22 protein-coding genes are annotated in these 25,683 nt (G+C 64.8%); 14 read left to right on the forward strand and 8 right to left on the reverse strand.

Translation table 11 applies throughout. From position 1 onward, the window contains the following. Positions 1 to 13 precede the first annotated feature (13 nt). From JQ507_07210 to JQ507_07220, 3 genes are read left to right on the forward strand one after another with little or no spacing between them, the layout of a single operon-like run. Positions 14 to 1,168, forward strand: a complete 1,155-nt coding sequence (locus JQ507_07210) for an alpha-D-ribose 1-methylphosphonate 5-triphosphate diphosphatase (GenBank protein ID QRI71270.1) — start codon at positions 14 to 16, stop codon at positions 1,166 to 1,168. Then, positions 1,165 to 1,758, forward strand: a complete 594-nt coding sequence (phnN, locus tag JQ507_07215; GenBank protein ID QRI71271.1) for a phosphonate metabolism protein/1,5-bisphosphokinase (PRPP-forming) PhnN — start codon at positions 1,165 to 1,167, stop codon at positions 1,756 to 1,758. Before JQ507_07210 ends, phnN begins: the two co-directional genes overlap by 4 nt. A gap of 35 nt (positions 1,759 to 1,793) precedes the next feature. Beyond that, entirely contained in the window at positions 1,794 to 2,405 is a 612-nt protein-coding gene (locus tag JQ507_07220) for a pyridoxamine 5'-phosphate oxidase family protein (GenBank protein ID QRI71272.1), read from the forward strand. A gap of 61 nt (positions 2,406 to 2,466) precedes the next feature. Here JQ507_07220 and JQ507_07225 read toward each other — a convergent pair whose 3' ends face one another. Next, positions 2,467 to 3,066, reverse strand: a complete 600-nt coding sequence (locus JQ507_07225) for a TetR/AcrR family transcriptional regulator (GenBank protein ID QRI71273.1) — start codon at positions 3,064 to 3,066, stop codon at positions 2,467 to 2,469. Positions 3,067 to 3,270: 204 nt separating this feature from the next. Here JQ507_07225 and JQ507_07230 point away from each other — a divergent pair, with 204 nt between their 5' ends. Beyond that, positions 3,271 to 4,515, forward strand: a complete 1,245-nt coding sequence (locus tag JQ507_07230) for an efflux RND transporter periplasmic adaptor subunit (protein ID QRI71274.1) — start codon at positions 3,271 to 3,273, stop codon at positions 4,513 to 4,515. 23 nt (positions 4,516 to 4,538) lie between these two features. Beyond that, on the forward strand, positions 4,539 to 7,721 hold the full coding sequence (locus tag JQ507_07235; protein QRI71275.1) for a multidrug efflux RND transporter permease subunit: 3,183 nt from the start codon (positions 4,539 to 4,541) through the stop codon (positions 7,719 to 7,721). 37 nt (positions 7,722 to 7,758) lie between these two features. Here the strand turns inward: JQ507_07235 and JQ507_07240 are convergent, their stop codons facing one another. The 4 genes from JQ507_07240 to JQ507_07255 form a co-directional block, all read right to left on the reverse strand. Further along, positions 7,759 to 7,977 (reverse strand): hypothetical protein, encoded by a 219-nt coding sequence (locus JQ507_07240; protein ID QRI71276.1) that lies wholly within the window; start codon positions 7,975 to 7,977, stop codon positions 7,759 to 7,761. Positions 7,978 to 8,193: 216 nt separating this feature from the next. Further along, entirely contained in the window at positions 8,194 to 8,994 is an 801-nt protein-coding gene (locus JQ507_07245; protein QRI71277.1) for an SDR family oxidoreductase, read from the reverse strand. A 1-nt stretch (position 8,995) separates the two neighbouring features. Beyond that, the gene (locus tag JQ507_07250; protein ID QRI71278.1) at positions 8,996 to 9,550 is read right to left on the reverse strand and encodes a carboxymuconolactone decarboxylase family protein; all 555 of its coding nucleotides are present in this window, start codon (positions 9,548 to 9,550) and stop codon (positions 8,996 to 8,998) included. A 42-nt stretch (positions 9,551 to 9,592) separates the two neighbouring features. After that, positions 9,593 to 10,546 carry a hypothetical protein gene (locus JQ507_07255; GenBank protein QRI71279.1) on the reverse strand — a complete coding sequence of 318 codons (954 nt, stop codon included), beginning with the start codon at positions 10,544 to 10,546 and terminating at the stop codon, positions 9,593 to 9,595. Between the two features lie 204 nt (positions 10,547 to 10,750). On the opposite strand from JQ507_07255, the gene JQ507_07260 reads away from it, so the two are divergent. The 4 genes from JQ507_07260 (at position 10,751) to JQ507_07275 (ending at position 17,632) form a co-directional block, all read left to right on the forward strand. After that, positions 10,751 to 14,224, forward strand: coding sequence for an indolepyruvate ferredoxin oxidoreductase family protein (locus JQ507_07260; GenBank protein ID QRI71280.1), 3,474 nt, complete (start codon positions 10,751 to 10,753; stop codon positions 14,222 to 14,224). Positions 14,225 to 14,411: 187 nt separating this feature from the next. After that, a complete protein-coding gene (locus JQ507_07265) occupies positions 14,412 to 14,783 on the forward strand; it encodes a hypothetical protein (protein ID QRI71281.1) in 372 nt (123 codons plus the stop codon). A 282-nt stretch (positions 14,784 to 15,065) separates the two neighbouring features. Continuing rightward, positions 15,066 to 16,646, forward strand: coding sequence for an alkaline phosphatase D family protein (locus JQ507_07270; GenBank protein ID QRI71282.1), 1,581 nt, complete (start codon positions 15,066 to 15,068; stop codon positions 16,644 to 16,646). 167 nt (positions 16,647 to 16,813) lie between these two features. Beyond that, positions 16,814 to 17,632 carry an aldo/keto reductase gene (locus JQ507_07275; protein ID QRI71283.1) on the forward strand — a complete coding sequence of 273 codons (819 nt, stop codon included), beginning with the start codon at positions 16,814 to 16,816 and terminating at the stop codon, positions 17,630 to 17,632. Positions 17,633 to 17,724: 92 nt separating this feature from the next. Here the strand turns inward: JQ507_07275 and JQ507_07280 are convergent, their stop codons facing one another. Continuing rightward, positions 17,725 to 17,943 (reverse strand): hypothetical protein, encoded by a 219-nt coding sequence (locus JQ507_07280; protein QRI71284.1) that lies wholly within the window; start codon positions 17,941 to 17,943, stop codon positions 17,725 to 17,727. A 160-nt stretch (positions 17,944 to 18,103) separates the two neighbouring features. Here JQ507_07280 and JQ507_07285 point away from each other — a divergent pair, with 160 nt between their 5' ends. The 3 genes from JQ507_07285 to hpaD all read left to right on the forward strand — a co-directional run bounded on the left by JQ507_07285 (position 18,104) and on the right by hpaD (position 20,620). Next, on the forward strand, positions 18,104 to 19,384 hold the full coding sequence (locus tag JQ507_07285; GenBank protein ID QRI71285.1) for an amidohydrolase/deacetylase family metallohydrolase: 1,281 nt from the start codon (positions 18,104 to 18,106) through the stop codon (positions 19,382 to 19,384). A 111-nt stretch (positions 19,385 to 19,495) separates the two neighbouring features. Continuing rightward, a complete protein-coding gene (locus JQ507_07290; GenBank protein ID QRI73234.1) occupies positions 19,496 to 19,744 on the forward strand; it encodes a helix-turn-helix domain-containing protein in 249 nt (82 codons plus the stop codon). A gap of 21 nt (positions 19,745 to 19,765) precedes the next feature. Then, positions 19,766 to 20,620 (forward strand): 3,4-dihydroxyphenylacetate 2,3-dioxygenase, encoded by an 855-nt coding sequence (gene hpaD, locus JQ507_07295; GenBank protein QRI71286.1) that lies wholly within the window; start codon positions 19,766 to 19,768, stop codon positions 20,618 to 20,620. A gap of 119 nt (positions 20,621 to 20,739) precedes the next feature. Here hpaD and JQ507_07300 read toward each other — a convergent pair whose 3' ends face one another. Further along, a complete protein-coding gene (locus tag JQ507_07300; GenBank protein ID QRI71287.1) occupies positions 20,740 to 21,978 on the reverse strand; it encodes a PLP-dependent aminotransferase family protein in 1,239 nt (412 codons plus the stop codon). A 71-nt stretch (positions 21,979 to 22,049) separates the two neighbouring features. Continuing rightward, entirely contained in the window at positions 22,050 to 22,472 is a 423-nt protein-coding gene (locus tag JQ507_07305) for a DUF3124 domain-containing protein (GenBank protein QRI73235.1), read from the reverse strand. Positions 22,473 to 22,650: 178 nt separating this feature from the next. Between JQ507_07305 and JQ507_07310 the strand changes: the two genes are divergently transcribed. Beyond that, positions 22,651 to 24,384, forward strand: coding sequence for a cation:proton antiporter (locus JQ507_07310; protein ID QRI71288.1), 1,734 nt, complete (start codon positions 22,651 to 22,653; stop codon positions 24,382 to 24,384). 147 nt (positions 24,385 to 24,531) lie between these two features. Continuing rightward, the gene (ribB, locus tag JQ507_07315) at positions 24,532 to 25,608 is read left to right on the forward strand and encodes a 3,4-dihydroxy-2-butanone-4-phosphate synthase (protein QRI71289.1); all 1,077 of its coding nucleotides are present in this window, start codon (positions 24,532 to 24,534) and stop codon (positions 25,606 to 25,608) included. The last annotated feature ends 75 nt before the right edge of the window (positions 25,609 to 25,683 follow it).

Raw genomic sequence — 25,683 nt, forward strand, 5'->3', positions numbered from 1 at the left:
AGGACCGTTTGAAATGACCACCAAGCAAGACGCCATCATCGGCAACGCCCGGCTGGTCCTCGCCGATCGCGTGGTCGAGCAAGGCTGGGTGGCTATCGTTGACGGCAAGATCGCCGAGTTCGGCGAGGGCAGGGCGCCCGGGGGCGCGGAGGACGCCGGCGGCGATCTCCTGATGCCGGGTCTGATCGAGCTGCACACCGACCATCTCGAGATGCACTACGTGCCGCGGCCGAAGGTGTTCTGGAACCCGGTCGCCGCCGTAATTTCCTATGACGGGCAGCTCGCAACCTCCGGCATCACCACGGTGCTGGATTCGCTGCGGGTCTGGCGCGAGGACGGCGCCGAGGACGTCGACGGCCGCGCCGGCGTGCTGGCGGCGGCGATCTCGGCAGCACGCGAGGAGGATCTGCTGCGCGCCGATCACTTCCTGCATCTGCGCTGCGAGGTACCGATGCCTGACGTCGTCGCCGAGGCCAAGGAGCTGATCGACCGGCCGGACGTGCGGCTGATGTCGCTGATGGATCATACGCCGGGCCAGCGCCAGTTCCGCGACGAGGTCAAGTTGCGCGATTATTACCGCGGCAAGGGCGGCGGCATGACCGACGCCCAGCTCGACGTGCTGTTCGCGCGGCGCTTCGCCTATCAGAAGGAATATGCGGTCGCGAACACCCGCGCGATCGTCGCGCTGGCGCATGAGTACAGGATCCCGCTGGCGAGCCACGACGACACCACCGACGAGAACGTGGTCGATGCCGTCAACGACAAGGTGGCGGTGGCGGAATTCCCGACCACGATGGAAGCCGCGCGGGGCCTGCACGCCGCCGGCATCGACATCCTGATGGGCGCGCCGAACGTGGTCCGCGGCGGCTCGCACTCCGGCAATATCGCGGCGGTCGATCTCGCCAATGAAGGCATGCTCGATATCCTGTCGTCGGATTACATCCCGTCCAGCCTGTTGATGGCGGCGTTGCAACTGCCGCGGCATGTGCCGGCGATCGACCTTGCCTCCGCCGTGCGCACCGTGACCAAGACGCCGGCCGAAGCGGTCGGTCTGTCAGATCGCGGCGAGGTCGCGGTCGGCCGGCGCGCCGATCTGATCCGCGTGCACGTCGCGCGCGACCTGCCGGTGGTGCGCAGCGTCTGGCGCGAGGGGAGGAGGGTCGCGTGACCGATGCGTCCGTGATCGCCGAACAGCGCGCTGCGATCGGGCCGGGCCGGTTGATCCTGGTGGTCGGCCCGAGCGGCGCCGGCAAGGATACGCTGCTTGGGTTCGCGAAGGCGGCCTGCGCCGATGATCATGACATCGTGTTTCCCCGCCGGCTGATCACCCGCCAGGCCTCGGCGTCGGAAGACAATGAGGAGATCGGCGCGGACGCGTTCCAGCGTGCGGCGGCCGCCGGTGACTACGCCATGCACTGGGAAGCGCATGGCCATCGCTATGCGCTGTCGCGGGCGATCAACGACGAGATCCGCGCCGGACGCACTGTGATCGCGAACGTCTCGCGCACGGTGATCGCGGCGGCCCGCCGCGACTATGCCAGTGCCACGGTCGTGCTGGTCACGGCGCCGCCGGACGTGCTGGCCGCCCGGCTCTCGATGCGGGCACGCAGCAGCGACGGTCTGCTCGCGCAGCGGCTGGCCCGCACCGTCGACGAGAGCACCGCGACACCCGACTTCACCATCGTCAATTCCGGCACCGCCGAATATCATGCGCGACAGCTCGTCCGCATCATCAGGGGCGAACGCTGGGACGCGTGACAACGGACGAGCAGCCACAAAGGAGAACAGCACTGATGTCGGTGATCTCTACGATCGAGCAGCTTGAGGCGATCTACGGCTTCCCGAACGACGCGTCGACCGTGAAGGTCGCCGATCACGTGACGCCGCTCTATCGTGTGCTCATCGAGAAATCACCGTTCGTGTCGCTGGCGACCTCGGGCCCCGAAGGGCTCGATTGCTCGCCGCGCGGTGACCTGCCGGGCTTCGTCCGCATCCATGATGCGAAGACGCTGATGATGCCGGATCGCCGCGGCAACAATCGCTGCGATTCGCTGCGCAACATCGTTCGCGATCCCCGCGTCGGGCTGCTGTTCCTGATCCCGGGATCGGGCAGCACGCTGCGCGTCAACGGCCGCGCCTTTGTCACGGCCGAGCCGGAGCTGCTGGCCTCGTTCAAGATGGAAGGCAAGGCGCCGCGCACGGTGATCGTGATGAATGTGGAGGAAATCTACTTCCAGTGCGCCCGCGCGATCGTGCGCTCTGATCTCTGGAATCCGGACAAGCGAATCGATCCGGCGGCCTTGCCGACGCCGGGCCAGATCCTTGCCGAGATGAGCGAGCACACGGTCGGCGGCGAGAAGTACGATCGGGAATGGCCGGAGCGCGCGCGCCAGACGATGTGGTGACGTCTTCCTCCCTCGCCCCGCTCTTCGCGGGGCGGTTGCAACGGCTGCGCCGAAGCTGCGATCAGCCCTTGGTCTGCTCCTCGAACGCCTTCAGCGACACCGCTGCGATCTCACGCAGCGTCTCGCGGTTCGCGCCCGAGGAGGCCATCACGCACATGCCCGATGTGACCGCGGAGAGATAGCGCGCAAGCGTGACCGGATCGACGCTTGCGCCGAGGTCACCGTCGGCCTTGGCGCGGACAAAACGTTCGCGCAGCTGGTCCTCGGTGCGGGTGCGGCGCGCCGCGAGTTCGAACGGAACGTTCTCCGAGCCGGTGCCGCAGGCAAGGCCGCCCTGGACCAGCAGACATCCGGGCGGGTTGGCGGGGTCGGTCTGGGCGTCCGCATGCTCCATCAGAAATCGTTCGGCCACCTCGTGCGCGGTCGGGGCACTGACCACCCGGTCCATCCAGGCGTCGCGCTTTTCGCTGTAACGGTCGAGCGCGGCCTTGAGCAGGCCTTCCTTGCTGCCGAAGGCGGCATAGAGGCTCGGAGGATTGATGCTCATCGCCTCGGTGAGCTGCGCGATCGTCGCGCCCTCGTATCCGTGGCGCCAGAACACGTCCATGGCCCGGTCCAAGGCGGCGTCCGCGTCGAAGGCGCGGGGGCGTCCCATTCCCATTTTTCGTTGCTCCGTAAGCGGGGTGCCGTTTCTCTGACGGACTGTCCCTAGCTTATCCTATTGTTGCACCGGATGTTTTTCCACGACTTCCCATTTCCCCATGAATGAGATAATAATTTCATAGTGCCTGATACATAAGTATCTTGCGAACCGGCGTCCAGCTCCACATTTGTAGCGAACACTACAGATATCTGGAGCGCGTGAATGCCCCCGTCAACCCAAAATCCCCGTTCCGGCCGGTTCCGACGCGTCGTCGGCGGCGTCGTGATCCTTGGCGCCGTGGCCGTCGCCGGTTCGGTCGCGACCGGCCATTATTTCCATGCCGCGCAGGCGACGGCCACCGCCGCCGCGCCCGAACCGGCAGTTCCGGTCACCGTCGCCGTGATCCAGCCGCGGTCGACCACCCTGTTCGATGACTTCTCGGGCCGGCTCGAGGCGGTCGACCGCGTCCAGCTGCGGCCGCGAGTGGCGGGCGCGATCCTGTCGACCAACTTCACCGAGGGCGCGCTGGTGAAGTCCGGCGACATCCTGTTCAAGATCGATCCCGCGCCCTACGCCGCCGAGGTCGACCGCGCCCAGGCCCAGCTCGAGGCGGCCAAGGCCCGCGTCGTGTTCACCACCAGCGAAGTCGAGCGCGGCGCGCAGCTGGTCGGCAACAACATCGTCACCAAGCGCGATTTCGACCAGCGCGACAACGCCAATCGTGAGGCGATCGCCAACGTCAAGGCTGCCGAAGCCGCGCTGCAGACCGCAAAGCTCAATCTCGACTACACCGAGGTCCGCGCCCCGGTCGACGGCCGGGTCGGCCGGATCGAGGTCACGGTCGGCAATCTCGTCGCGGCGGGCACCTCGTCGCCGGTGCTGACCTCGCTGGTCTCGGTCAATCCGATCTATGCGAGCTTCGATGCCGACGAGGAAGTCGTGCTGCGGGCGCTGAACTCGATCGCGGACGCCTCCGGCAAGCGCGGCAATCTTGATCAGATCCCGGTCGACATGGTCACCTCGGGCGGCCTCAGCGCCAAGGGGCACATCCAGCTGATCGACAACCAGGTCAACGGGCAGAGCGGCACGATCCGCGTCCGCGCCGTGTTCAAGAACGACGACGGCCGGCTGATCCCGGGGCAGTTCGCCCGCGTGCGGATGGGCCAGCCCAAGCAGCAGACGCTGGTGCTGATCGACGAGCGCGCGGTCGGCACCGACCAGGACAAGAAATTCGTCATGCTGGTCGGCGACGACAGCCGCGCGGTCTATCGCTCCGTCACGCTCGGCGGCGCGGTCGATGGCCTGCGGATCGTCACCGCCGGCCTGAAATCCGGCGACCGCATCGTCGTCAACGGCCTGCAGCGCGTGCGCCCCGGCGCACTTCTGAAGACGGAAGTCGCCGAGATGGGCGCGCGCGGCATGCAGCAGGCATCCACTGAAACCAACCAGCACGTCGTGCAGCGCTAGGCGCTGCACGCGGGGGCGGAGCCATGAATCTCTCAAAATTCTTCATTGACCGGCCGATCTTCGCCGGTGTGCTGTCGATCCTGATCTTCCTCGCCGGCCTCATTTCGCTGGTGGCGATGCCGATCTCGGAATATCCCGACGTGGTGCCGCCGTCGGTCGTGGTGCGGGCGACCTATCCCGGCGCCAATCCGAAGGTGATCGCCGAGACGGTGGCAACGCCGATCGAGGAACAGATCAACGGCGTCGAGGGCATGCTCTATATGTCGAGCCAGGCGACCACCGACGGCGCGATGACGCTGACGGTGACGTTCCGGCTCGGCACCGACCCCGACAAGGCGACCCAGCTGGTGCAGAACCGCGTGCAGCAGGCCGAGCCGCGCCTGCCGGCCGTGGTGCGTCAGCTCGGCATCATCACCAAGAAGAGCTCGCCCGACCTCACCATGGTCGTGCATCTGCTGTCGCCGAACAACCGCTACGACATGACGTATCTGCGCAACTACGCGGTGCTCAACGTCAAGGACCGGCTGGCGCGGATCGACGGCGTCGGCGACGTCCAGCTCTATGGCGCCGGCGACTATTCGATGCGGGTCTGGGTCGATCCGCAGAAAGCCGCAGAGCACTCGCTGACCGCGAGCGACGTGGTCCGGGCGATCCAGGCCCAGAACGTCGAGGCCGCGGCCGGCGTGGTCGGCTCCTCGCCCAGCGTCAAGGGCCTTGACCTGCAGCTCTCGGTCAACGCCGAGGGACGGTTGTCGACCGAGGAGCAGTTCGGCGACATTGTGGTCAAGACCGGCTCGGCCGGCGAGGTGGTCCGGCTGCGCGACGTCGCGCGGATCGAGCTCGGCGCATCCGAATACGGCCTGCGCTCGCTGCTCGACAACAAGCAGGCGGTTGCGATCCCGATCTTCCAGGCGCCGGGTTCGAACGCGCTGGAGATCTCCGACCATGTCCGCGCGACGATGGCGGAGATCAAGAAGAACATGCCGGAAGGCGTGTCGTACCAGATCGTCTACGATCCGACCCAGTTCGTGCGCTCCTCGATCGAGGCCGTCATCCATACGCTGCTGGAGGCGATCGCGCTCGTCGTGCTGGTCGTGATCCTGTTCCTGCAGACCTGGCGCGCCTCGATCATTCCGCTGATCGCGGTGCCTGTGTCGATCGTCGGCACCTTCGCGGTGATGCATGTGTTCGGCTTCTCGATCAACGCGCTCAGCCTGTTCGGCCTGGTGCTGGCGATCGGCATCGTGGTCGACGACGCCATCGTCGTGGTCGAGAACGTCGAGCGCAATATCGAGTCCGGCCTGTCGCCGCGCGACGCCACCAACCAGGCGATGCGCGAAGTGTCCGGCCCGATCATCGCGATCGCGCTGGTCTTGATAGCGGTGTTCGTGCCGCTCGCCTTCATCTCCGGCCTCACCGGACAGTTCTACAAGCAGTTCGCGCTCACGATCGCGATCTCGACCGTGATCTCGGCGATCAATTCGCTGACGCTGTCGCCGGCGCTGTCGGCGCTGCTCCTGAAGGGGCATCACGAGCCCAAGGACTGGCTGACCCGGATCATGGAGAGGTCGCTGGGCTGGTTCTTCCGCGGCTTCAACAAGGTCTTCACCAAGTCGTCCGAGAACTACGGCCGCACCGTCACCAATGTGATCTACGGCAAGGCCGTGGTGATCGGCCTCTATGTGCTGCTGATCGGCCTGACCGGCGTGCTGTTCAAGCAGGTGCCGTCGGGCTTCGTGCCGGGCCAGGACAAGCAGTATCTGGTCGGCTTTGCGCGGCTGCCCGACGGCGCCACGCTCGACCGCACCGAGGAAGTGATCCGCAAGATGAGCGACATCGCGCTGACCCAGCCCGGTGTCGAAAGCTCGGTGGCATTCCCCGGCCTGTCGATCTCCGGCTTCACCAATTCGTCCAACGCCGGCATCGTGTTCTCGACCCTGAAACCGTTCAATGAACGCAAGGACCCGTCGCTCTCGGGACCTGCGATCGCGATGGCACTGAACAAGAAATATGCCGGCATCCAGGACGCTTTCATTGCCATGTTCCCGCCGCCGCCGGTCAATGGCCTCGGCACCATCGGCGGTTTCAAGCTGCAGATCGAGGATCGTGCGGGTCTCGGCTATGAAGCGCTGAACGACGCCACCAAAGCGTTCATGACGGCGATGCAGAAGGCGCCGGAGATCGCCGGCGTGTTCTCGAGCTTCCAGGTCAACGTGCCGCAGCTGTTCGCCGACATCGATCGCACCAAGGCGCTGCAGCTCGGCGTGCCGGTCACGGAGGTCTTCAACACGCTGCAGATCTATCTCGGCTCCTACTACGTCAACGACTTCAACAAATTCGGCCGCACCTATTCGGTCTATGTGCAGGCGGATGCGCCGTTCCGCGCGCGGGCCGACGACATCAGGCAGTTGAAGGTGCGCTCGTCGTCGGGCGACATGGTGCCGCTGTCGGCGCTGCTGAAGGTCCGCCAGAGCGCGGGGCCGGAGCGGGCGATTCGCTATAACGGCTTCCTGTCGTCGGATATCAACGCCGCCGCGGCGCCTGGCTATTCGTCCGGCCAGGCGCAGGAGGCGGCGACGCGGATCGCAGCCGAAACGCTGCCGCCGGGCTTTGCCTTCGAATGGACCGACCTGACCTATCAGGAGTTCATCGCCGGCAATTCCGGAATCTGGGTGTTCCCGCTGGCGATCCTGCTGGTGTTCCTGGTGCTCGCCGCGCTCTATGAGAGCCTGGCGCTGCCGCTCTCGATCATCATGATCGTGCCGATGGGGCTCTTGGCCGCGATGTTCGGGGTCTGGCTGTCGAAGGGGGACAACAACGTGTTCACCCAGATCGGCCTGATCGTGCTGGTGGGCTTGTCGGCCAAGAACGCCATCCTGATCGTCGAATTCGCGCGCGAGCTCGAATTCGCCGGGCGCTCGCCGATCAGGGCCGCGATCGAAGCGAGCCGGCTGCGGCTGCGGCCGATCCTGATGACGTCGATGGCGTTCATCATGGGCGTGCTGCCGCTGGTCCTCTCGACCGGTGCGGGCTCGGAGATGCGGCGCGCGATGGGTGTCGCGGTGTTCTCCGGCATGATCGGCGTCACGGTGTTCGGCCTGTTCCTGACGCCGGTGTTCTATGTGCTGCTGCGCACCGTCACCGGCATGAAGCCGCTGACCCAGCACGGCGAGGCGACCATCCCCGGAAAAGCACACGCGGCATGATGCCGCGTGTGTAAGCTTGATGTCAGCTTGGAAGGGATCAAGCTGCGATATCGAGCAGCAGAAGTGACGAACCACGGACCAGCACCTTGCGGCCCGCGGGCGTCAGCTCAAACGCGTCGCCACGTATCGCGACATAGCCGAGCGTGATCAGGCTCTCGACGGCGAACCGGTTCAGCCGTGACGGGTTTGCTGCGGGAGCCCGCAGCGCTTTCAGCGCATCCCACTGATCGGGTCTGAGTTCGAATTCTTCGCTCATTGGTCCAGGCACTCCAGAAGTTCTTGGCGTGCGAGATACAGAGCGCAGATGAATTTCGTGCGACCACAACGAGTCAGGATTTCGATTTATGTGGACACGCCGTCACATCGCCGTGTCATTGGAATACTTCAATTTTTTCGAATCATTGCGGCGCAAAAACACGTGATTGCGTCACAGAGATTAACTGCACAGCGTCACAGGGGTTAATGGTCTCGATTAGCCGCGCCGCACGCTGGCACCGCCATCGACCGGCAACGTGACACCGGTCACGAAGTTGGCCTCGTCGGAGGCGAGAAACAGCGCGGCATTGGCGACATCCCAGCCCGTGCCCATCTTGTGACGCAGCGGCACCTTGCTGTCACGCTCCGCCTCGACCTCGGCGCGGGTCTTCTTGAATTCGCGGGCGCGGGTGTCCACTGCCATCGGCGTGTTCATCAATCCCGGCAGGATCACGTTTGCGCGAATGCCATATTGCGCATTCTGGTAGGCCAGCTGTTCGGTGAAGGCGATCATCGCCGACTTGGTCGCCTTGTAGGCGACGTAAGGATAGGTCGTGATCGCGGCCATCGACGAGATGTTGATGATCGAGCCGCTCTGCTGCTTGCGCATGATCGGGATCACGTGCTTGGCGGCAAGAATGCAGCTCTTCAGGTTGATCGCGACGCAGCGGTCGAACGCCTCCTCTGATATGTCGAGCAACTCGGCATCGCCGCCGGAGAGGCTGACGCCGACATTGTTGTGCAGGATATCGACGCTGCCCCAGCGGCCATGCGCATCCGCCACCATCGCCTTGATGTCGGCGTTTTTCGTGACGTCGGCCTTGAAGGCGGTCGCAGTCCCGCCCTTGGCCACGATCAGGTCGACGGTTTCCTGCGCCGACGCCAGATTGTGATCGACGCACAAAACCTTGGCGCCTTCGCGGGCGAAGGTCAGCGCGGTGGCGCGGCCGTTCCCGATGCCCTCGCCAGGGCTCTGGCCGGCGCCGACGACGATGGCGACGCGATCTCTAAGGCGCATGTCACTTCACTCCCGGGATCGGGTACTGCTGCAGTACTTCTTTGTAGCTGGGTTCGTTGTCGATCTGCATGGTGGCGAGCACGCGCACCACGGCGCAGTAGAACGCGATCGTCAGCACCAGATCGGTCATGTGCTCGTCGGAGAGCTCTTTCTTGATCTCGGCGAAGGTCGCCTCCGACATCGCGAGCTCGCGCACCATCTCGCGGGCGCCCCTGAGGATCGCTCGTGCCAGCGGCTCGAGCTGCGACGGCTTGCCGTCGGTCTCCGCGATCAGGCCCTTGATGTCCTCGTCGGTGACGCCGAACTCCTTGCCGATCTTCACATGGTGGGTGAATTCATATTCCGACTTCTCCAGCCAGCCGACCTGCAGGATCGCAAGCTCGCGCAATCGCGGGTCGAGCTTGCTCTTGAAGCGGATGTAGCCGCCGATTCCATTGAAGGCGCGTGCCATGTCCGGTGAGTTCACCAGCAGCTTGTGCAGGTTGGTGTTGCGCTTGAGCATGTCGCGATACTCGGGGGCGACCTGGTCGGCTTCGAGATAGGGCAGGCGGGCCATTGTTGTTGTCCTTGTTCGGCGGCTTGCGGGAGAGGCGGCGCTTCAGCCGTAGAGGGCTTTGTGCTCGCCGGCGTAGTTGGCGTAGGAGTCCTTCATGCTGGCACCGTTGAGCAGCATGGTTGCGACCACGGCGTTGTCGGCGTCGAACACGGTCGAGCGCACCCACATGCTTTCGGTGCGCTTGCTGCCGGAGAGCGCCACGACCTCGCGCTCCACCCAATAGGTCTCGCCCGGGAACAGCGGCCCGCGCAGCAGCCGGATCTCCTGGTCGGCGAACAGCCCGACCGCGGGGCCACGGACCGGCAGCCGGTCCTCGCGCGCGCGGTACTGGAACAGCACGCTGAGCATCTCCATCGGGATGACGGCGCGACCCCACGGATTGTGCTCCTGCGCGTAGTAGCCATCCGAGGGTTCGGTGATCACTTTCAGCTTGTCGGCCAGCGAGAACGGATAGAGGTCGCCCATGTTCTGGTCGAAATCCATCTTGATCGCCTGCCGGGCCGTCTTCATGCCGACCTTGATGTCGGCGAGGATCACCGGATCGGTCAGCGGCTTCAGCTCGCCGAGCCGGCGGCTGAGCGCTGTTTCGGTGCCGTCGCCGTCGATCGAGGCCGTGCCACGCAGGATCTCGGTGCCGTCGCGCTTGATCATTCCGATTGCGCAAACCGTCTGGCCCGGTTTCGGCTTCTCGATCTGGGCCTGCACCTCTTCGCCCTCGAACACCGGGTTGCGGTAATGCGCCGACAGGCAGCCGGTCTCGAACCAGGTGCGGCCCCAGATCCGCTCGCACAGCGGCGCGAACTGGCTGAAATGGGTCGGCCCCTCGATGGTGCCGCCGCGGAAGCCGAGCTTCTGCGCGGTTGCGTCGTCGTGAATCGAGGCGTGGGAGTCGTAGGTCTGGGCCTGCAGCATCTGTTTCGGGCTGCGCCAGGGACCCACCAGCAGATCGCCGTTCTCCACGATTTCCGTCGTGAACGCGGATTCGACTCTTATCATCCTTGGTCTCCCTTTGCGCGCACCGTTTCAAAGATGCCGGGGTTCGGCAAGCCTCGAGGCCTCGCGCACGCAACATCGAGATATGTGTTGGGGCCATGGAACGAGGCTGTTCATGCATAACAAAATCAGTGCATGCTGATGCATGATCATTCCGAAGATAATGAGACCGGTTCGGACCGGCGTGGCTGACTGACGGGGAAACTGATGGCGTTGATGGACGTTGGACTGGACGACAAGTACCGGTTGGACACCAAGCGAATCTTCCTCTCCGGTACCCAGGCTCTGGTCCGATTGCCCATGTTGCAGCGCGAACGCGACCGCGCGCACGGGCTGAACACCGCCGGATTCATCTCCGGTTACCGCGGCTCGCCGCTCGGCATGTATGATCACGCGCTGTGGCGCGCCAAATCGTTCCTCAAAGAGCACGACATCGCGTTCGTTCCCGGCCTCAACGAGGATTTGGCGGCGACCGCGGTCTGGGGCAGCCAGCAGGTCGGCATGTTCCCCGGCGCCAAGGTCGATGGCGTGTTCGGCATCTGGTACGGCAAGGGCCCCGGCGTCGACCGCTCGCTCGACGCGCTCAAGCACGCCAATTCGGCCGGCACCTCGCTGAATGGCGGCGTGATCGCGCTGGCCGGCGACGACCATGGCTGCCAGTCCTCTACCCTGGCGCATCAGAGCGAGCAGGTGTTCGCCTCGGCGCTGATGCCGGTGGTCAATCCGGCGACGCTGCAGGACTATCTCGACCTCGGCATTCTCGGTTTCGCGCTGTCGCGCTATTCCGGCTGCTGGGTCGGCTTCAAGGCGATCTCCGAGACGGTGGAGAGCTCGGCCTCGATCGTCAGCGATCCCGATCGCATCAAGATCATCATGCCCGACGATTTCGAGATGCCGCCGGGCGGGCTGTCGATCCGGTGGCCGGATCCGCCGCTGGAGGCCGAGCGCAGGCTGCACGGGCCCAAAATGGAGGCGGTCGCGGCCTTCGCCCGCGCCAACCGCTTCGACCGCATCGTGCTGGATTCGAAGCCGGCGCGGCTCGGCATCATGGCGACCGGCAAGGCCTATCTCGATCTGCGCCAGGCGCTCGCCGATCTCGGCATCACCGATGCCGAGGCGCAGGAGCTGGGTTTGCGCATCTACAAGGTGGCGTTGACCTGGCCGCTGGAGGCCAACGGCGCGCGCGCGTTCGCGGAAGGCTTGCAGGACGTACTGGTCGTGGAGGAGAAGCGCGGCTTCGTCGAGGACCAGCTGGTCCACATCCTCTATAACATGGACGCGTCGAAGCGTCCGTCGGTGGTCGGCAAGCGCGACGAGAGCGGCGCGCCTCTGCTGCCGAGCGAAGGCGAGCTGACGCCGACGATGGTCGCTGCCGCCGTGGTGGCGCGGCTGCGCAAGCTCGGCCATCGCAGTCCGTTGCTGGAGCAGCGCCTGGCAAAACTCGAGGCGTTCGATCGCCCGGCCGAGGGCACCGGCGCCGCGAAGCTGTCGCGCACGCCGTATTTCTGCTCGGGCTGCCCGCACAATTCGTCGACCAAGATCCCCGAGGGCAGCCGCGCCATGGCCGGCATCGGCTGTCACGGCATGGCGCTGTCGGTGCCGAACCGCAACACCCAGACCATCTCGCATATGGGCGCGGAGGGCGTGAGCTGGATCGGGCAGGCGCCGTTCACCAGCGAACAGCATGTGTTCCAGAATCTCGGCGACGGCACCTACACGCATTCCGGTTTGCTGGCGCTGCGCGCCGCCGCGGCTGCCGGCGTCAACATCACCTACAAGATCCTCTACAACGACGCGGTCGCAATGACCGGTGGCCAGCCCGCCGAAGGCGGCTTCACGGTGGCGCAGATCGCCCACCAGGTCTGGGCCGAAGGCACCAAGAAGCTTGCGATCGTCTCCGACGATCCCGACAAATATCCCGCCAATTACTTCCCGTCCGGCGCCACCATCCACCATCGCCGCGAGCTCGACGCCGTGCAGCGCACCTTGCGCGAGATCGAGGGCCTCACCGTCCTGATCTACGACCAGACCTGCGCCGCCGAGAAGCGCCGCCGCCGCAAGCGCGGGCTGTTTCCCGATCCGGCCAAGCGCGTCTTCATCAATGAGCGCGTCTGCGAAGGCTGCGGCGATTGCTCGGTGGCGTCGAACTGCGTCTCGGTGCAGCCGCTGGAGACCGAACTCGGCCGCAAGCGCCGCATCGACCAGTCGAACTGCAACAAGGATTTCTCCTGCATCGAGGGCTTCTGCCCGAGCTTCGTGATGGTGCAGGATCCCAAGCTGCGCAAGGCCGACCGCACCGCCGCCGATCCCAAGGCGCTGTTCGCCGACCTGCCGACGCCGCCGGCGGCTGCGCTGAGCGCGCCCTACAACATCCTGATCACCGGCATCGGCGGCACTGGCGTCATCACCATCGGTGCGCTGCTCGGCATGGCCGCGCATGTCCAAGGGCTCGCCTGCTCGACGCTCGACTTCACCGGCCTGTCGCAGAAGAACGGCGCGGTCATGAGTCATGTCCGGCTGGCGCCGGCCTCCGACATGCTGACCACGGTCCGCATCGCGCCCGGCAATGCCAACCTGATCCTAGGTTGTGACCTCGTGGTTGCAACCAGCGTCCCGGCGCTGAGCCGCGCCGAGCGCGGCTTCACCCGCGCCGTCGTCAACGCCGATTTGCTGCCGACCGCGAGCTTCGTGATCGATCCCGATATCGACTTCGAGGCCAGCTCGATGCGCGATGCGCTGAACGGTGCGGTGAGACCTGACGATCTCGACATCCTCGATGCCACCGGGCTTGCGACCGCGCTGATGGGCGACAGCATCGCCACCAACGCCTTCATGCTCGGCTTTGCGTTCCAGCGCGGCGCGATCCCGCTGTCGCTCGAGGCGATCCTCAAAGCGATCGAGCTCAACGGCGCGGCGATCGAGATGAACAAGACCGCGTTCTCGTGGGGCCGGCTCGCCGCGCACGATCTGCAACGCGTGGTCAGCGCCGCGCGCTTCAAGAACGCGGGCGCAGCGCTGGCAAAGAAGACGCTGGATGAGGCGATCGCGTTCCGCGCCAAGTTCCTCACCGATTATCAGGACGCGGCCTACGCAAAGCGCTATCTCGACGATGTCGCGCGCGTTCGCGCGGCCGAGGCCGCGGCGGCGCCGGGTTCGCAAGACCTGACCGAGGCGTTTGCGAAGGGCCTGTTCAAGCTGATGGCCTACAAGGACGAATACGAGGTCGCGCGGCTCTATTCCGATGGCGAATTCAGCAGGGCGTTGCGCGAGCAGTTCGAGGGCAATTCCGGCTTGAAGGTCCTGCTGGCGCCCCCGCTATTGGCACAGCGCGATCCGGTCACCGGGCGGTTGCAGAAGCGCGAATTCGGGCCGTGGATATTCAAGGCATTCGGGCTGCTGGCCGGCCTGAAGGGCCTGCGCGGCACTGCGTTCGACATCTTCGGCTACACCGCCGAGCGCAAGATGGAGCGCGCGCTGCCGGTCGACTATTCGGCGATGATCCTGCGCCACCTCGACGGCAACAAGCCGCTCGATCTGCCGCGCCTGGTGGCGCTGGCGAAGGCCGCGGACCTCGTGCGCGGATACGGCCATATCAAGGAAGGCAATGTCGCCCGCTACCGCACCGAATGCGCGCGGTTGGAGCGCGCGATCGGCCAGCCGCTGGCACAGGCGGCGGAATAGGGGCCGGGAACTTTCCACGGCCGCCTTGGTTGACCAGTAACCCTGCCTGCAACCAGCGGCTGGATTCGCGCGGCCGGGTCCCTACATGATGGCTGTTCTGTTCGAGTGATTTCAGGAGGCCTTTTTGACGGTCCTGAAAAGCGTTTTCGTTGCAACCGTTTGTACCGCTTGCCTGGCTCTGGGTGGCGTGGCGTTGGCTGACGACTATCGTCCGAGCGAGTTCTTCAGCCTCGATCTCTCCCGGGCCGTGCTGTCGCCGAAGCCGCTCGGCCCGCCGGCACAGTTCGAGCCGGTTCCGGTCGAGGCAAAGACCGATCACGGTCCGGATCAGCATGCTGCTGTCGACCCGAAGGTCGAGGAGCCGAAGGTCGAGCGGCAGAAGCCCGTTCGGACGACCAGAGTGACCGCGCCGCAAGAGCGGAAGCGTGCCGCCACGCACGTTCCCACCCGCGCCAAGCTCGCGCGCCGGCACTCGAACCCGCTAGACGCGGAAGCCCGCGACACCAGGATCCAGACCTGGCCGTGCCGTACCGGCGGCATTTGCAACTGGCAGCGGTGAGGGCGGCTCGCGGTCTCGCGCCGGTCACGTGAGCACCGCATCAGCACAAGACCCGTCATCCCGAGGAGCGCGCACTTGCGCGCGTCTCGAAGGATCGACGGCCCCGTCGGTCGCCGATTCATCCTTCGAGACGCGCGTTCCGCGCTCCTCAAGGATGACGGGTCTGGGGACCCGAGAGTCATCCCGCCGTCGCAAAACCGTCGGCGGGGAGTCAAGAAACTGTAAGCCCGGAGTCAAACGGCGCAGGCAAAACCCTCGTCAGGATATGACGAAGGTTACTGAATGCCGACAGCGATCTCCGCGAGGCGGCGAGGCCTCACAAGGCGTCAGCTTCTGGTGCGCTCGGCGTCGACGGCCGCGCTGGCAGGGCTGGGCTCGCTGACAAGACCGTATCTGAGCCGCGCCGCCGATCGTCCCGCGATCGCGGGCATCCAGTCCGGTGACGTCGCAAGCGATTCCGCTGTGATCTGGGCTCGCGCCGATCGTGCCGCGCGCATGCGGATCGAATGCGCGGCCGTCGAGAGCTTTGCCACCGTCCTGCGCAGTGCGTCGGTCGATGCGCTGCCCGAGCGCGACTTCACCGCAAAACTGCTGCTCGACGGCCTGCCGCCGGGCCAGGACCTGTTCTATCGCGTCAGCTTCGAGGATCGTGACGGCCTGGTCGGCGAAAGCCGGGTCGGGCATTTCCGCACCGCGCCTATCGACCGCCGCTCGGTCTCGTTCGTCTGGTCGGGCGACGTCGTCGGGCAGGGCTGGGGCATCGACCCTGCGCGCGGTGGCCTGCGTAGCTATCGCACCATGCGGAACGAGCGCCCGGATTTCTTCATCCATTCCGGCGATCACATCTATGCGGATTGCACGGTGCCGCCGCAACAGGCGCTGCCGAACGGCGAGGTCTGGCGCAACATCGTCACCGAGGAGAAATCCGTCGTTGCGCAGACTCTTGAGCAGTTTCGCGGCAACTACAAATACAACTGGCTCGATGAGCATTTCCGCGCCTTCCACGCCGAGGTGCCTATGTTCGCGCAATGGGACGACCACGAGGTGGCCGACGACTGGGCGCCGATCGGCACTGCGGATTCGACCGGCTATGATGCGGACGGCAATTCGCGGTTGGTGGCGCGGGCACGCCGCGCCTTCCATGAATTCATGCCGATGCGGTTGATGCCGGAGCGCGACGGCCGGGTCTATCGCAAGATCGCCTACGGGCCGCTGCTCGACGTCTTCATCATCGACATGCGCTCTTATCGCGATTCCAGCTGGAACAAGCAGGGTGATCCGGACCAGGCCTTCATCCTTGGCGAGAGCCAGCTTGGCTGGCTGAAGCGGGAGCTGGCGGCGTCGGACGCCGTCTGGAAGGTGATCGCGGCCGACCTGCCGATCGGGCTCGTGAGCCTCGATGCCGTCGCGCTCGGTGACGGCCCGCCCGAGCGGCGCGAGCACGAGATCGGCGATCTCCTGTCCTTCATCAAGCGCGCCGGCGTGCGCAACACGGTGTGGCTCACCGCCGATATGCACTACACCGCGGCGCATCACTACGATCCGAACCGCGCGGTGTTCCAGGAGTTCGAGCCGTTCTGGGAATTCGTCTCCGGCCCGCTGCATGCCGGCACCTGGTCGCCCGGCGAGCTCGACAACACTTTCGGCCCGAAAGCGATGTACCAGAAGGGCTGTTCGGCCGAGCAGGGCGACAATCTCGCGCCGTGCTTCGGCCTGCAATTCTTCGGCCGTGTCGACATCGACGGCAAGACCGGCGTGATGAAAGTGACGCTGAAGGACGTCGACAATCATGATCTCTGGTCGGTCGACATCGAACCGCGGCCGGACGCGCGGCCCGGCCAGATCATGGCGCAGCACATCTAGAGCCGTCCCTTATCCCGTCGCGACATCTTGATTGCAGGCGCCTTGCCCGCAGGGCCGGTTTACGGGCAGACTGCGTCTCGGCAGTTCTGCCAATTTCATTCCTTTCAGCTGATTTGCTGGCGTGGCGTCGTCGATTTCATCGGCGTCCCACGCGTCAGGAGCTATCCATGGACAATCTGCAGACACAGGGCATCAGCCTGCCGCAGCTCGGGCTCGGCACCTTCCGCATGCAGGGCGATGCCTGCCGCGCGGCGGTCGAGAGCGCGCTCGGGCTCGGTTACCGGCACATCGACACCGCCGAGATGTACGGCAACGAAGAAGCGATCGGAGAGGCGATCGCGGCTTCCAAGGTCGCGCGGAAGGACCTGCATGTCACCACCAAGGTCTGGCACGAGAATTTGGCGCCCGATGCAATCCGGAAGGCGTTCGATGCCAGCCTGAACAAGCTGCGGCTCGATCACGTCGATCTCTATCTGGTACACTGGCCGTCGAAGAGCATGAAGCTGCCCGCCGTGTTCGAGACGCTGATGCAGCTGAAGGAAGAGGGCCGCACCCGCGCGATCGGCGTCGCGAATTTCACCACCGCGCTGCTCAAGACCGTGGTCGAGGATATCAGGGCGCCGATCGCCTGCAACCAGATCGAGTATCACGCGATGCTGGATCAGACGCCGGTGCGGAAATATCTCGCCGCGAAATCGATCCCGCTGGTGGCCTATTGTCCGCTGGCGCAGGGCCGTTTCGCGACCGACGAGACCTTGGCAAAGATCGGCCGCAAGCATGATGCGACCGCAGCCCAGGTGGCGTTGAAATGGCTGCTCGATCAGGATGGCGTTGCGGCCATCCCGAAAGCGTCACGCGCAGAAAGCCAAAGCGCCAATCTCGATGCGCTGAAGGTCGAGCTCGATGACGACGACCGCAAGGTGATCGCCGCGCTGCGCAAGGACATGCGCTGCGTCAATCCGGGTTTTGCCCCGGCGTGGGATTGAGCCGTCGACCATCCGATGTGAATGTTGAAAAAGAAAAATGGCTCCGCAAGGAGCCATTTTCCGTTGTGTCGACCTCTTGGACGTGTCGGTGGTTAGTAGCGGTCGCGCCGGATCACGACCGCTCGGTCATGGTCGTGATGCCAGCCGCGATGCCAACCACGGTCGTGGCGCATCTCGGCGCGCGTGCCCCAGCCGCGATCCCAGTGATGGTGATGGCCGCGCTTGATCACGACGGTCTCGGCGTTCGCGATCGACGGAACGGCCACTGCAAGCGTGCCGATCGCTGCAAGAACAAAACCAATCTTTTTCATTTCGTCCTCCTCAAATGATGCGAGGAGGAAACCGTGCAGGCATCGAAACGTTCCTCAGGAACTGGCGGAGTTTTCTTAACGGCTGTTCAGGTGGCCTTGCCTAACTTCTGCGTCCGACGCATCATCACACCATAAAAATCAATGTTCGGGGGACGTTGCCGTGAGTGGAATTTCGCGCCGCGTTTTTTTGAAAGCTACGGGATCGGCCGCTGCCGCCGCCATTGCAGGACCGGCCGCTGCGGCGATGGGGCCGGACGACAAGTTCGACCTCGTCATCAAGAGCGGCGACGTGATCGATCCAAGCCAGTCGCTGCGCGGCAAGCGCGATATCGGCATCCGCTGGGGCCTGATCGAGGCGATCGACGACGAGATCCCGGTCGCCCGCGCCAGCAAGACCATCGACGCGTCGGGCAAGCTCGTGATGCCGGGGCTGGTCGATCTGCACTGCCACGTCTACCCTTACGGATCGGCGATCGGCATTCCCGCCGACGAGCTGGTGCAATTCCAGGGCACCACGACCGTGGTCTCGGCCGGCGATGCCGGCGTCAACAATCTTGCGGCGCTGCGGCGCTTCATCGTGGCGCAGTCGCGGACGCGGATCTACGCCTTCGTCCATATCGCCAACAACGGCCTGTCGGCCTTTCCGGTGGCCGAGCTCTACAACATCGACAACGCCCAGGTCGAAGCCTGCGCAATGGCACTCGCCGAGAACCCGGACTTCCTGATCGGGGTCAAGGTGCGAATGTCGGAAAACGTCATCTTCAAGCACGGCATCGAGCCGCTGAAGCGCGGCATCCAGGCCTGCGAGATGTGCGGCTGGCCGGCGCGGATGATGGTGCATATCGGCGGCGTCGAGACCAGAGAGTTGATGTCCGCCATCCTCGATCTGCTGCGGCCGGGCGATATCCTCACCCATGCCTATTCGGGCGCGCCGAACATGTCGGGGGCTTTCACCAACATCGTGCAGGACGGCAAGCTGTTGCCGGCGGCGCTCGCGGCCAAGCAGCGCGGCGTGCTGTTCGATGTCGGCCATGGCGGCGGCAGCTTCGATTTTACGGTGGCGGAGGTCGCGATCCCTGCCGGCTGCACGCCCGATACGATCTCGTCCGACATCCACGTCTTTTCAGGCAACTCGCCGGGCGTCCCGTTCCTGCCGAACGTGATGAGCAAGTTCCTGGCGATGGGCTCGTCGCTGGATCAGGTCGTCGCGATGGCGACCTCGGTGCCGGCGCGGATCATCAACCGCACCCCGAAGATCGGCACGCTGCAGCGTGGCGCGCCCGCCGATGTCGCGATCATGGACCTCGTCGAGGGCCCGGTCACCTTCGTCGACACCCGCAACAACAAGCGCGACGGCAACCTGCAGCTGAAGCCGGTGCAGACCGTGGTCAACGGCGTGCCGTTCGGCCGGCCCTACCAGGCGCCATTTTCGGTGCGGTAGGCCGCCTGCCCCGGCGACCCCTGTCATTGATCCGCATCAACGACAGCAAATCCCGCTGGTCGATGATGAGCAATCATAAAGGGGCACGTCGTGACCGGGAATCATTCCTCCATCGACCGATCGGTACGTTCTTCCGCGCCGGGCGCACCGTTCTCCGAAAGTGATTTCCTGCTGCAGCTGGGCGCGGCTGTCCGCGGCGCGCGGGCGAATGCCGGTATGACGCGTCGCGAACTGGCCCGCCGGTCTGGCGTGTCGCAGCGCTATATTGCGCTCATAGAAGCGGGCAAGGGCAACGTCTCGATCGTGCTGCTGCTGCGCATCTTGAACGCGTTCCGCGACGTCGCCACCAAGGCAGCCTGACCGGAAGAGGATATTGCTTCGATGGGCGAACTCGTACTTGCCGCCAAAGTCAGCCATGTACCGTCTCTGATGCTATCGGAGCCTGCCGATCACCCGCTGCACGATGTGAGAGCGGGCGCGGTGGCAGCATTGTGCGAACTCGGCCGCCGAGCCAGGGATCGCAGGGTATCGTCCTTTGTGGTATTTGATACCCATTGGCTATCGAATTTCGGCTACCACATCAACGCCAATGCCTGGCATCGCGGCTCGTTCACGAGCCACGAAGCGCCGCAGATGATCAAGGATCTGGGCTACGATTTGCCGGAGAACACGTCGCTTGCCGAAGCGATCGCACGCGAGGCGGCAAGCGACGGCCTCAATGTGATGGCGCATCAGATCGAGAGCCTTGGTCTGGAATACGGCACCATCGTCCCGATGCACTACCTCAACCCGGAGGGTTGGGCGAAGGTGGTCTCGGTCGCGTCGCCGCTGTTCACATCGATCGAGGAGAGCCGGCTGCTGGGCGAAGCGACCCGCCGTGCGATCGCCCGATCCGGCGAGCGGGTTGCGCTGCTTGCCAGCGGATCGCTGTCGCATCGGTTGTTGCCGAACAAGAAGCTCGGCGCCGATGCCTGGACGTCGATCGCCAGCGAGTTCAACCGCCAGGTCGATTTGCGCGTGCTGGAGCTTTGGCAGCAGCGTCGCTATCGGGAGTTTCTCGATATGCTTCCCGATTACGCCACGCGGTGCCACGGCGAAGGCGGGATGGCCGACACCATCATGCTGTTCGCGGCGCTCGGCTGGTACGATTTCCGTGGCCCCGCCGAGCAACTCTGCGACTACTTCCCGTCGAGCGGAAGCGGCCAGGTGAACGTGGAGTTTCACTTGGCCCCGTGAACTTGGCTCGGCGGTGTCTGCCTAGAGCTCCGTTCCGATTGAATCGGAACGGGACTCTAGATTCTTATCTAGACGCGTTTTCTTCACGCGAACCGGTATCCACTTCGCTCGAAAACGCTCTAGCCGCGCTTCTCCACATTGCCGCTGCGCGCGGGCACGCCGAATTCCTTGCGGCACACTTCCGCCAGCACGGCGACGCCTTCGCGGATCTGGTCGTGCGAGGGGCTCGCGAAGCAGAGCCGGAGCCGGCTGCCGGAATGGGCCTTGCTGGTCGACCATTCCGGGCCTGGATTGATCGAGACCCCGGCGGCGAGCGCTGCCTGGTAGAGCTTCAACGTATCGACATTGTCGGGCAGCTTGACCCAGAGGAAGATGCCGCCCTTGGGCGCCTCGAACTCGGCCGCGGTGCCGAACTGCTCGTTGAGCGCCTCCATCAGCGTGTCGAGTTTTGCGCGCAGTCCTCGTGTCAGTTTGGGCACGTGGGTCGCGAAATGCGGCGCGCAGTATTCGGCGAGCACCATCTGCTCCAGCGCACCCGAGCCGGCATCGGTCTTCAGCGGCAGCATCCGCGACATGATCTCCCAGGGCGCAACCATGAAACCGACCCGCAGCGCCGGTGCGATCGATTTCGAGAAAGAGCCGATATGGATCACGCCGCCATGCTGGCTCATGGCGTAGATCGCGGGCGGCCGTTCGCCGTTCCAGATCAAGTCGGCATAGCAATCATCCTCGAAGATCGGCACGCCGTATTCCCTGGACAGCTTCAGCATCTCGGCGCGGCGGCTCTCGGGGAGGATCGAGCCGGTGGGGTTCTGCACGGTCGGGATGGTGTAGATGTATTTCGGCGTGATGCCGCGTCGCTTGTGATCGGCGAGCGCTGTGGCCAGCGCATCGATCCGGATGCCCTCGCCGTCGAGGGGAATGCCGACCGCATTGACGCCGAGCCGGGTCAGCCGGTTCAGCGAGCCCTGATAGGTCTCCTGCTCGATCAGCACGGTGTCGCCCTTGGCAAGCAGCGTCTGATTGACCAGATCGAGCGCCTGCAGCGAGCCGGAGACGATCATGATCTCGTCCGCCGTGCAGGCGATCCCGGCATCGCGCTTCAGCTTCTCGGTCAGGAACTGGCGCAACGGCAGATAGCCCTGCGGTCCATGCGCGAGGTTGTAGGTCGCAAGACTCCTTCCCTCACGCTTCAGCACGGCATTCATTGCTTCGAGCAAGCCGTCGACCGGCACCTGCTCGGGATCGTTGTTGCCGCCGACGAAGCTGTATTTGGCGAGCCCGGTCCAGCGCGCGGCCGGCGCAGGCAGGCCGGCCGGGAGCAGCGGTGCAAAGTCGAACTGGGCTGAGGTGGACATGGACGTTTCGCTCCGTGTTGTTGTCGTTGAGAAGGTCCGCGGGAAGCGGCCTTCCGTGAAGTCAGTTCAATTCAGTTCTTGCCGACCAGCCGGATCGGGCGGCCCTGGCTGATGAAGGCGTAATGCCCGGCGCCGACGCTGCCGACCATCAGGGCCTCGACCGCGGGTTCCGCGATTTCGCCGGCGGCCGCCCAATCGACCATGAAATTCGCGCCGGTGCCGCCGCGGGTATCGGTGGTGGCGATCGCGACCTCGATCGTAGCAAACGGTTTTAGCGCGATCGGCGATTTGAGGTAGCTCTCCACCATCTTGCCTGATGTGTCGAAATAGGCGATCCGCTTCAGCACCAGGGGCCTGGTTTCGGAGGCGTTGTGCACGCTGAGCGTCACCGAGAAATCGGCCCGAAGCTTGCCCTGGCTCATCGACACGCTGGAATACACCGGCACATAGAATGCACCTGTTGCGGTGAGGCCCTCCGATGGTACCGCGGTCAGCGAGTTCGCGAAATTTTGTTCAATACTTGCGGAGGATTGTGCTAGCGCCTCGGTCACGCGCACGGTGAGCAGGCAGAGCAAAACTGCCAGAAAAATGCCGCCTGCGCGGATGTGACACATTGCTCGGTTGATCCTCACGCCCGGCCCTCTAGGTTGCGGCAACGGAAGTCTTTGACGCATGCATGAACTCATTCGCGATATCACGCTCTGTATCCTGTTTGCCTGGGGGATCGGGCTGCTCGCCCATTTCTCCCGGCAACCGCTGATACTGGCCTATCTTATCGCCGGCTTTTTCATTGGTCCATTCGGGATGGGCTGGGTCAAGTCCCAGGAGTCGATCAGCGTCATCTCCGAGCTCGGTCTGATCTTCATGCTGTTCATGATCGGGCTGGAAATCGACCTCAAGAAGATCATCCGCGCCGGCAAGGTCATCCTGTTCGCCGGCGCCGGCGAACTCCTCGGCGGCTGCCTGATCGGCATCGCGTTCTTTGCCGGAATCGGGCTCGCGATCGGCGGCGGCAGGTTCGACGCGGTCTATCTCTGCGTCGCCTGTGCGCTGTCCTCGACCGTGATCATCGTCAAGGTGCTCTACGAGAAGCGCGAGCTCGACACGCTGCCAGGCCGGATCACGCTCGGCGTGCTGGTGCTGCAGGACATCTTCGCGATCCTGTTCCTGGCGGTGCAGCCGAGCCTCGACAATCTGCAGATCGGCGTCGTGCTGCTGTCGATCGCCCGCGTCGCGGTACTGGTCGCGACCGCATTGGTGTTGAGCCGTTATGTGCTGCCGCGGTTGTTCCACCAGATCGCGCGCAGGCCCGAACTCGTGCTGCTCGGCGCGCTCGCCTGGTGCTTCCTGATCGGCGAGATCGCCGAGCGGCTGCATCTGTCGCGCGAGATGGGCTCGCTGGTCGCCGGCGTCTCGATCTCGACATTTCCCTACGCGCTCGACGTCACCGCCAAGGTCACGACGCTCAGGGATTTCTTCATCACGCTGTTCTTCGTGGCGCTCGGCATGACGATCCCGATCCCGGGCCTGCAGGTGATCGGACTGGCGCTCGTCATCGCAGCCTTCACGGTGGTGAGCCGCCTGGTCACGACGTTCACACCGCTTTACCTGATGAAGCAGGGCCTGCGCGCCAGCCTGCTGCCGGCGATCAACCTGGCGCAGATCTCCGAGTTCTCGCTGGTGGTGATCCAGACCGGCGTCGCCGCCAACCATATCGGGACCGAGACCGCGAGCGCGGCCTCGTTCGCCTTCGTGGTGCTGGCGGTGCTCTCGACCTTCGCGATGGGCCGCAGCGACCAGATCGTACGCGGCCTGATCGGGCCGCTGAAGCGGATCGGGCTGCGCGATCTCGACCACGTGGGCGAAGGCCGCGGTGAGGGCAGCCAGGAGGGGGGACATGGCGAGATCCGGCGCATTGTCATCCTCGGCTTTTTCCGCGCCGCGAGCGCGCTGATCAGCCAGATCGAGCGGCAGAACCAGTCGCTGCTCGAGCAGATCAGCGTCATCGACTTCAACCCGCTGGTGTTCCGCACGCTGTCCGACCGCGGCATGCACGTGATCTATGGTGACATCAGCAATGTCGATACGCTGGTGCATGCCGGCATCGGCAAGGCCGAGATCATCATCCTGAGCGTGCCGGATTTCCTCCTGGTCGGCGCCGACAATGAGAAGCTGGTGCGCCACGTCCGCGCCCTCAATCCGGACGCGCGGATCGTCGCCACCGCGGACCTGCTGTCCGGCGTCGCGGATCTCTACGAGGCCGGTGCCGACTATGTCACGGTGACGCGGCTCAGCGACGCCGGCGAGCTCTATTCGGTGATCGAGGCCGCCGACGCCGGCCTTCTCGACGACAAGCGCGCCGAAATGGACGCCCAGCTCGCCGACCGGCGCGAGGTGCTGCCTTAGAGGCCGCTGCGTAGTCCGGATGGAGCCAACGGGTGCCGATACCGCCCTGGTATGCCTGCCGGACGCATGGCGGGTTGCATAATGATACTGGCGCCGACATCGGAACCCGGCTAATCCACTGCCTGCATAAAGCGAGATGTCAGGACAATGGCCGATACGATCCAGGAAGTGCTGCAAGCCTTTGCGAAGGGTGAACTCGTCGTCGTCACCGACGATGACGATCGGGAAGGCGAGGGCGATTTGATCGTCGCGGCGTCGTTCTGCACAGCGGAAAAGATGGCCTTCATCATCCGCCATACCTCCGGCATCGTCTGCGCGCCGATCACCACCGAGGACGCCCGCCGGCTGCGGCTCGACCCGATGGTGGCGCACAACGAGTCCAACCACACCACGGCCTTCACCGTCTCGATCGACTACAAGCCCGATGGGGGCACCGGCATCTCGGCCGAGGAACGCGCCTCGTGCTGCCGCGCACTCGCCAACCCCAACGCCGGCGCCAATGATTTTGCGCGGCCGGGCCACATCTTCCCGCTGATCGCGCGCGACGGTGGTGTGCTGCTGCGCTCCGGCCACACCGAGGCAGCGGTCGATCTGTGCCGGCTCTCCGGCCTGCCGCCGGTCGGCGTCATCAGCGAGCTGATGAACGACGATGGAACCGTGATGAAGGGCGAACAGGTCGCGAAATTCGCCGCCGCGCACAAGCTCAAGCATGTCACGATTGCTGATATGATCGCCTATCGCCAGGCGCGCGAGAAGCTGATCGAGCGGGTCGCGACCTTCACCACCGAAAGCCCGATCGGTCCGTTGCAGGGCTATGCCTATCGCTCGCCGTTCGACGAGATCATGCATGCCGCCTTCGTCTATAATGGCATCGGCGATGGCCGGGACGTGCTGACCCGGCTGCACAAGCCCAACATCGTGAAGGACCTGTTCACCGGGCCGGCGCGGATGGAAGCCGTGTTGCGGCACTTCAAGGATGCCGGCCGCGGCGTGCTGGTCTATCTGCGCGATGGTGCCGCCGGTGTTCCGGTCCAGCCGGTTGGCGACCAGAAGACCGCGGAGGCCGATCGCAACAAGCAATGGCGCGAGGTCGGCGTCGGTGCACAGATCCTGCGCGATCTCGGCATCACCTCGATCCGGCATTTGACCTCGTCGGTGCACGACTACAAGGGCCTGTCCGGTTTCGGCATCGAGATCGTGTCGAACGAGAAGTTCGACGTCTGATGCGGGTCATTCCGGGGTGATGCGCGCATTGCCCCCGGCCACGGCATTCGCCCAATTCAATTGCGCTTCGCGGCA

It is taken from the genome of Bradyrhizobium sp. PSBB068, from assembly GCA_016839165.1.
GTDB lineage: Bacteria > Pseudomonadota > Alphaproteobacteria > Rhizobiales > Xanthobacteraceae > Bradyrhizobium.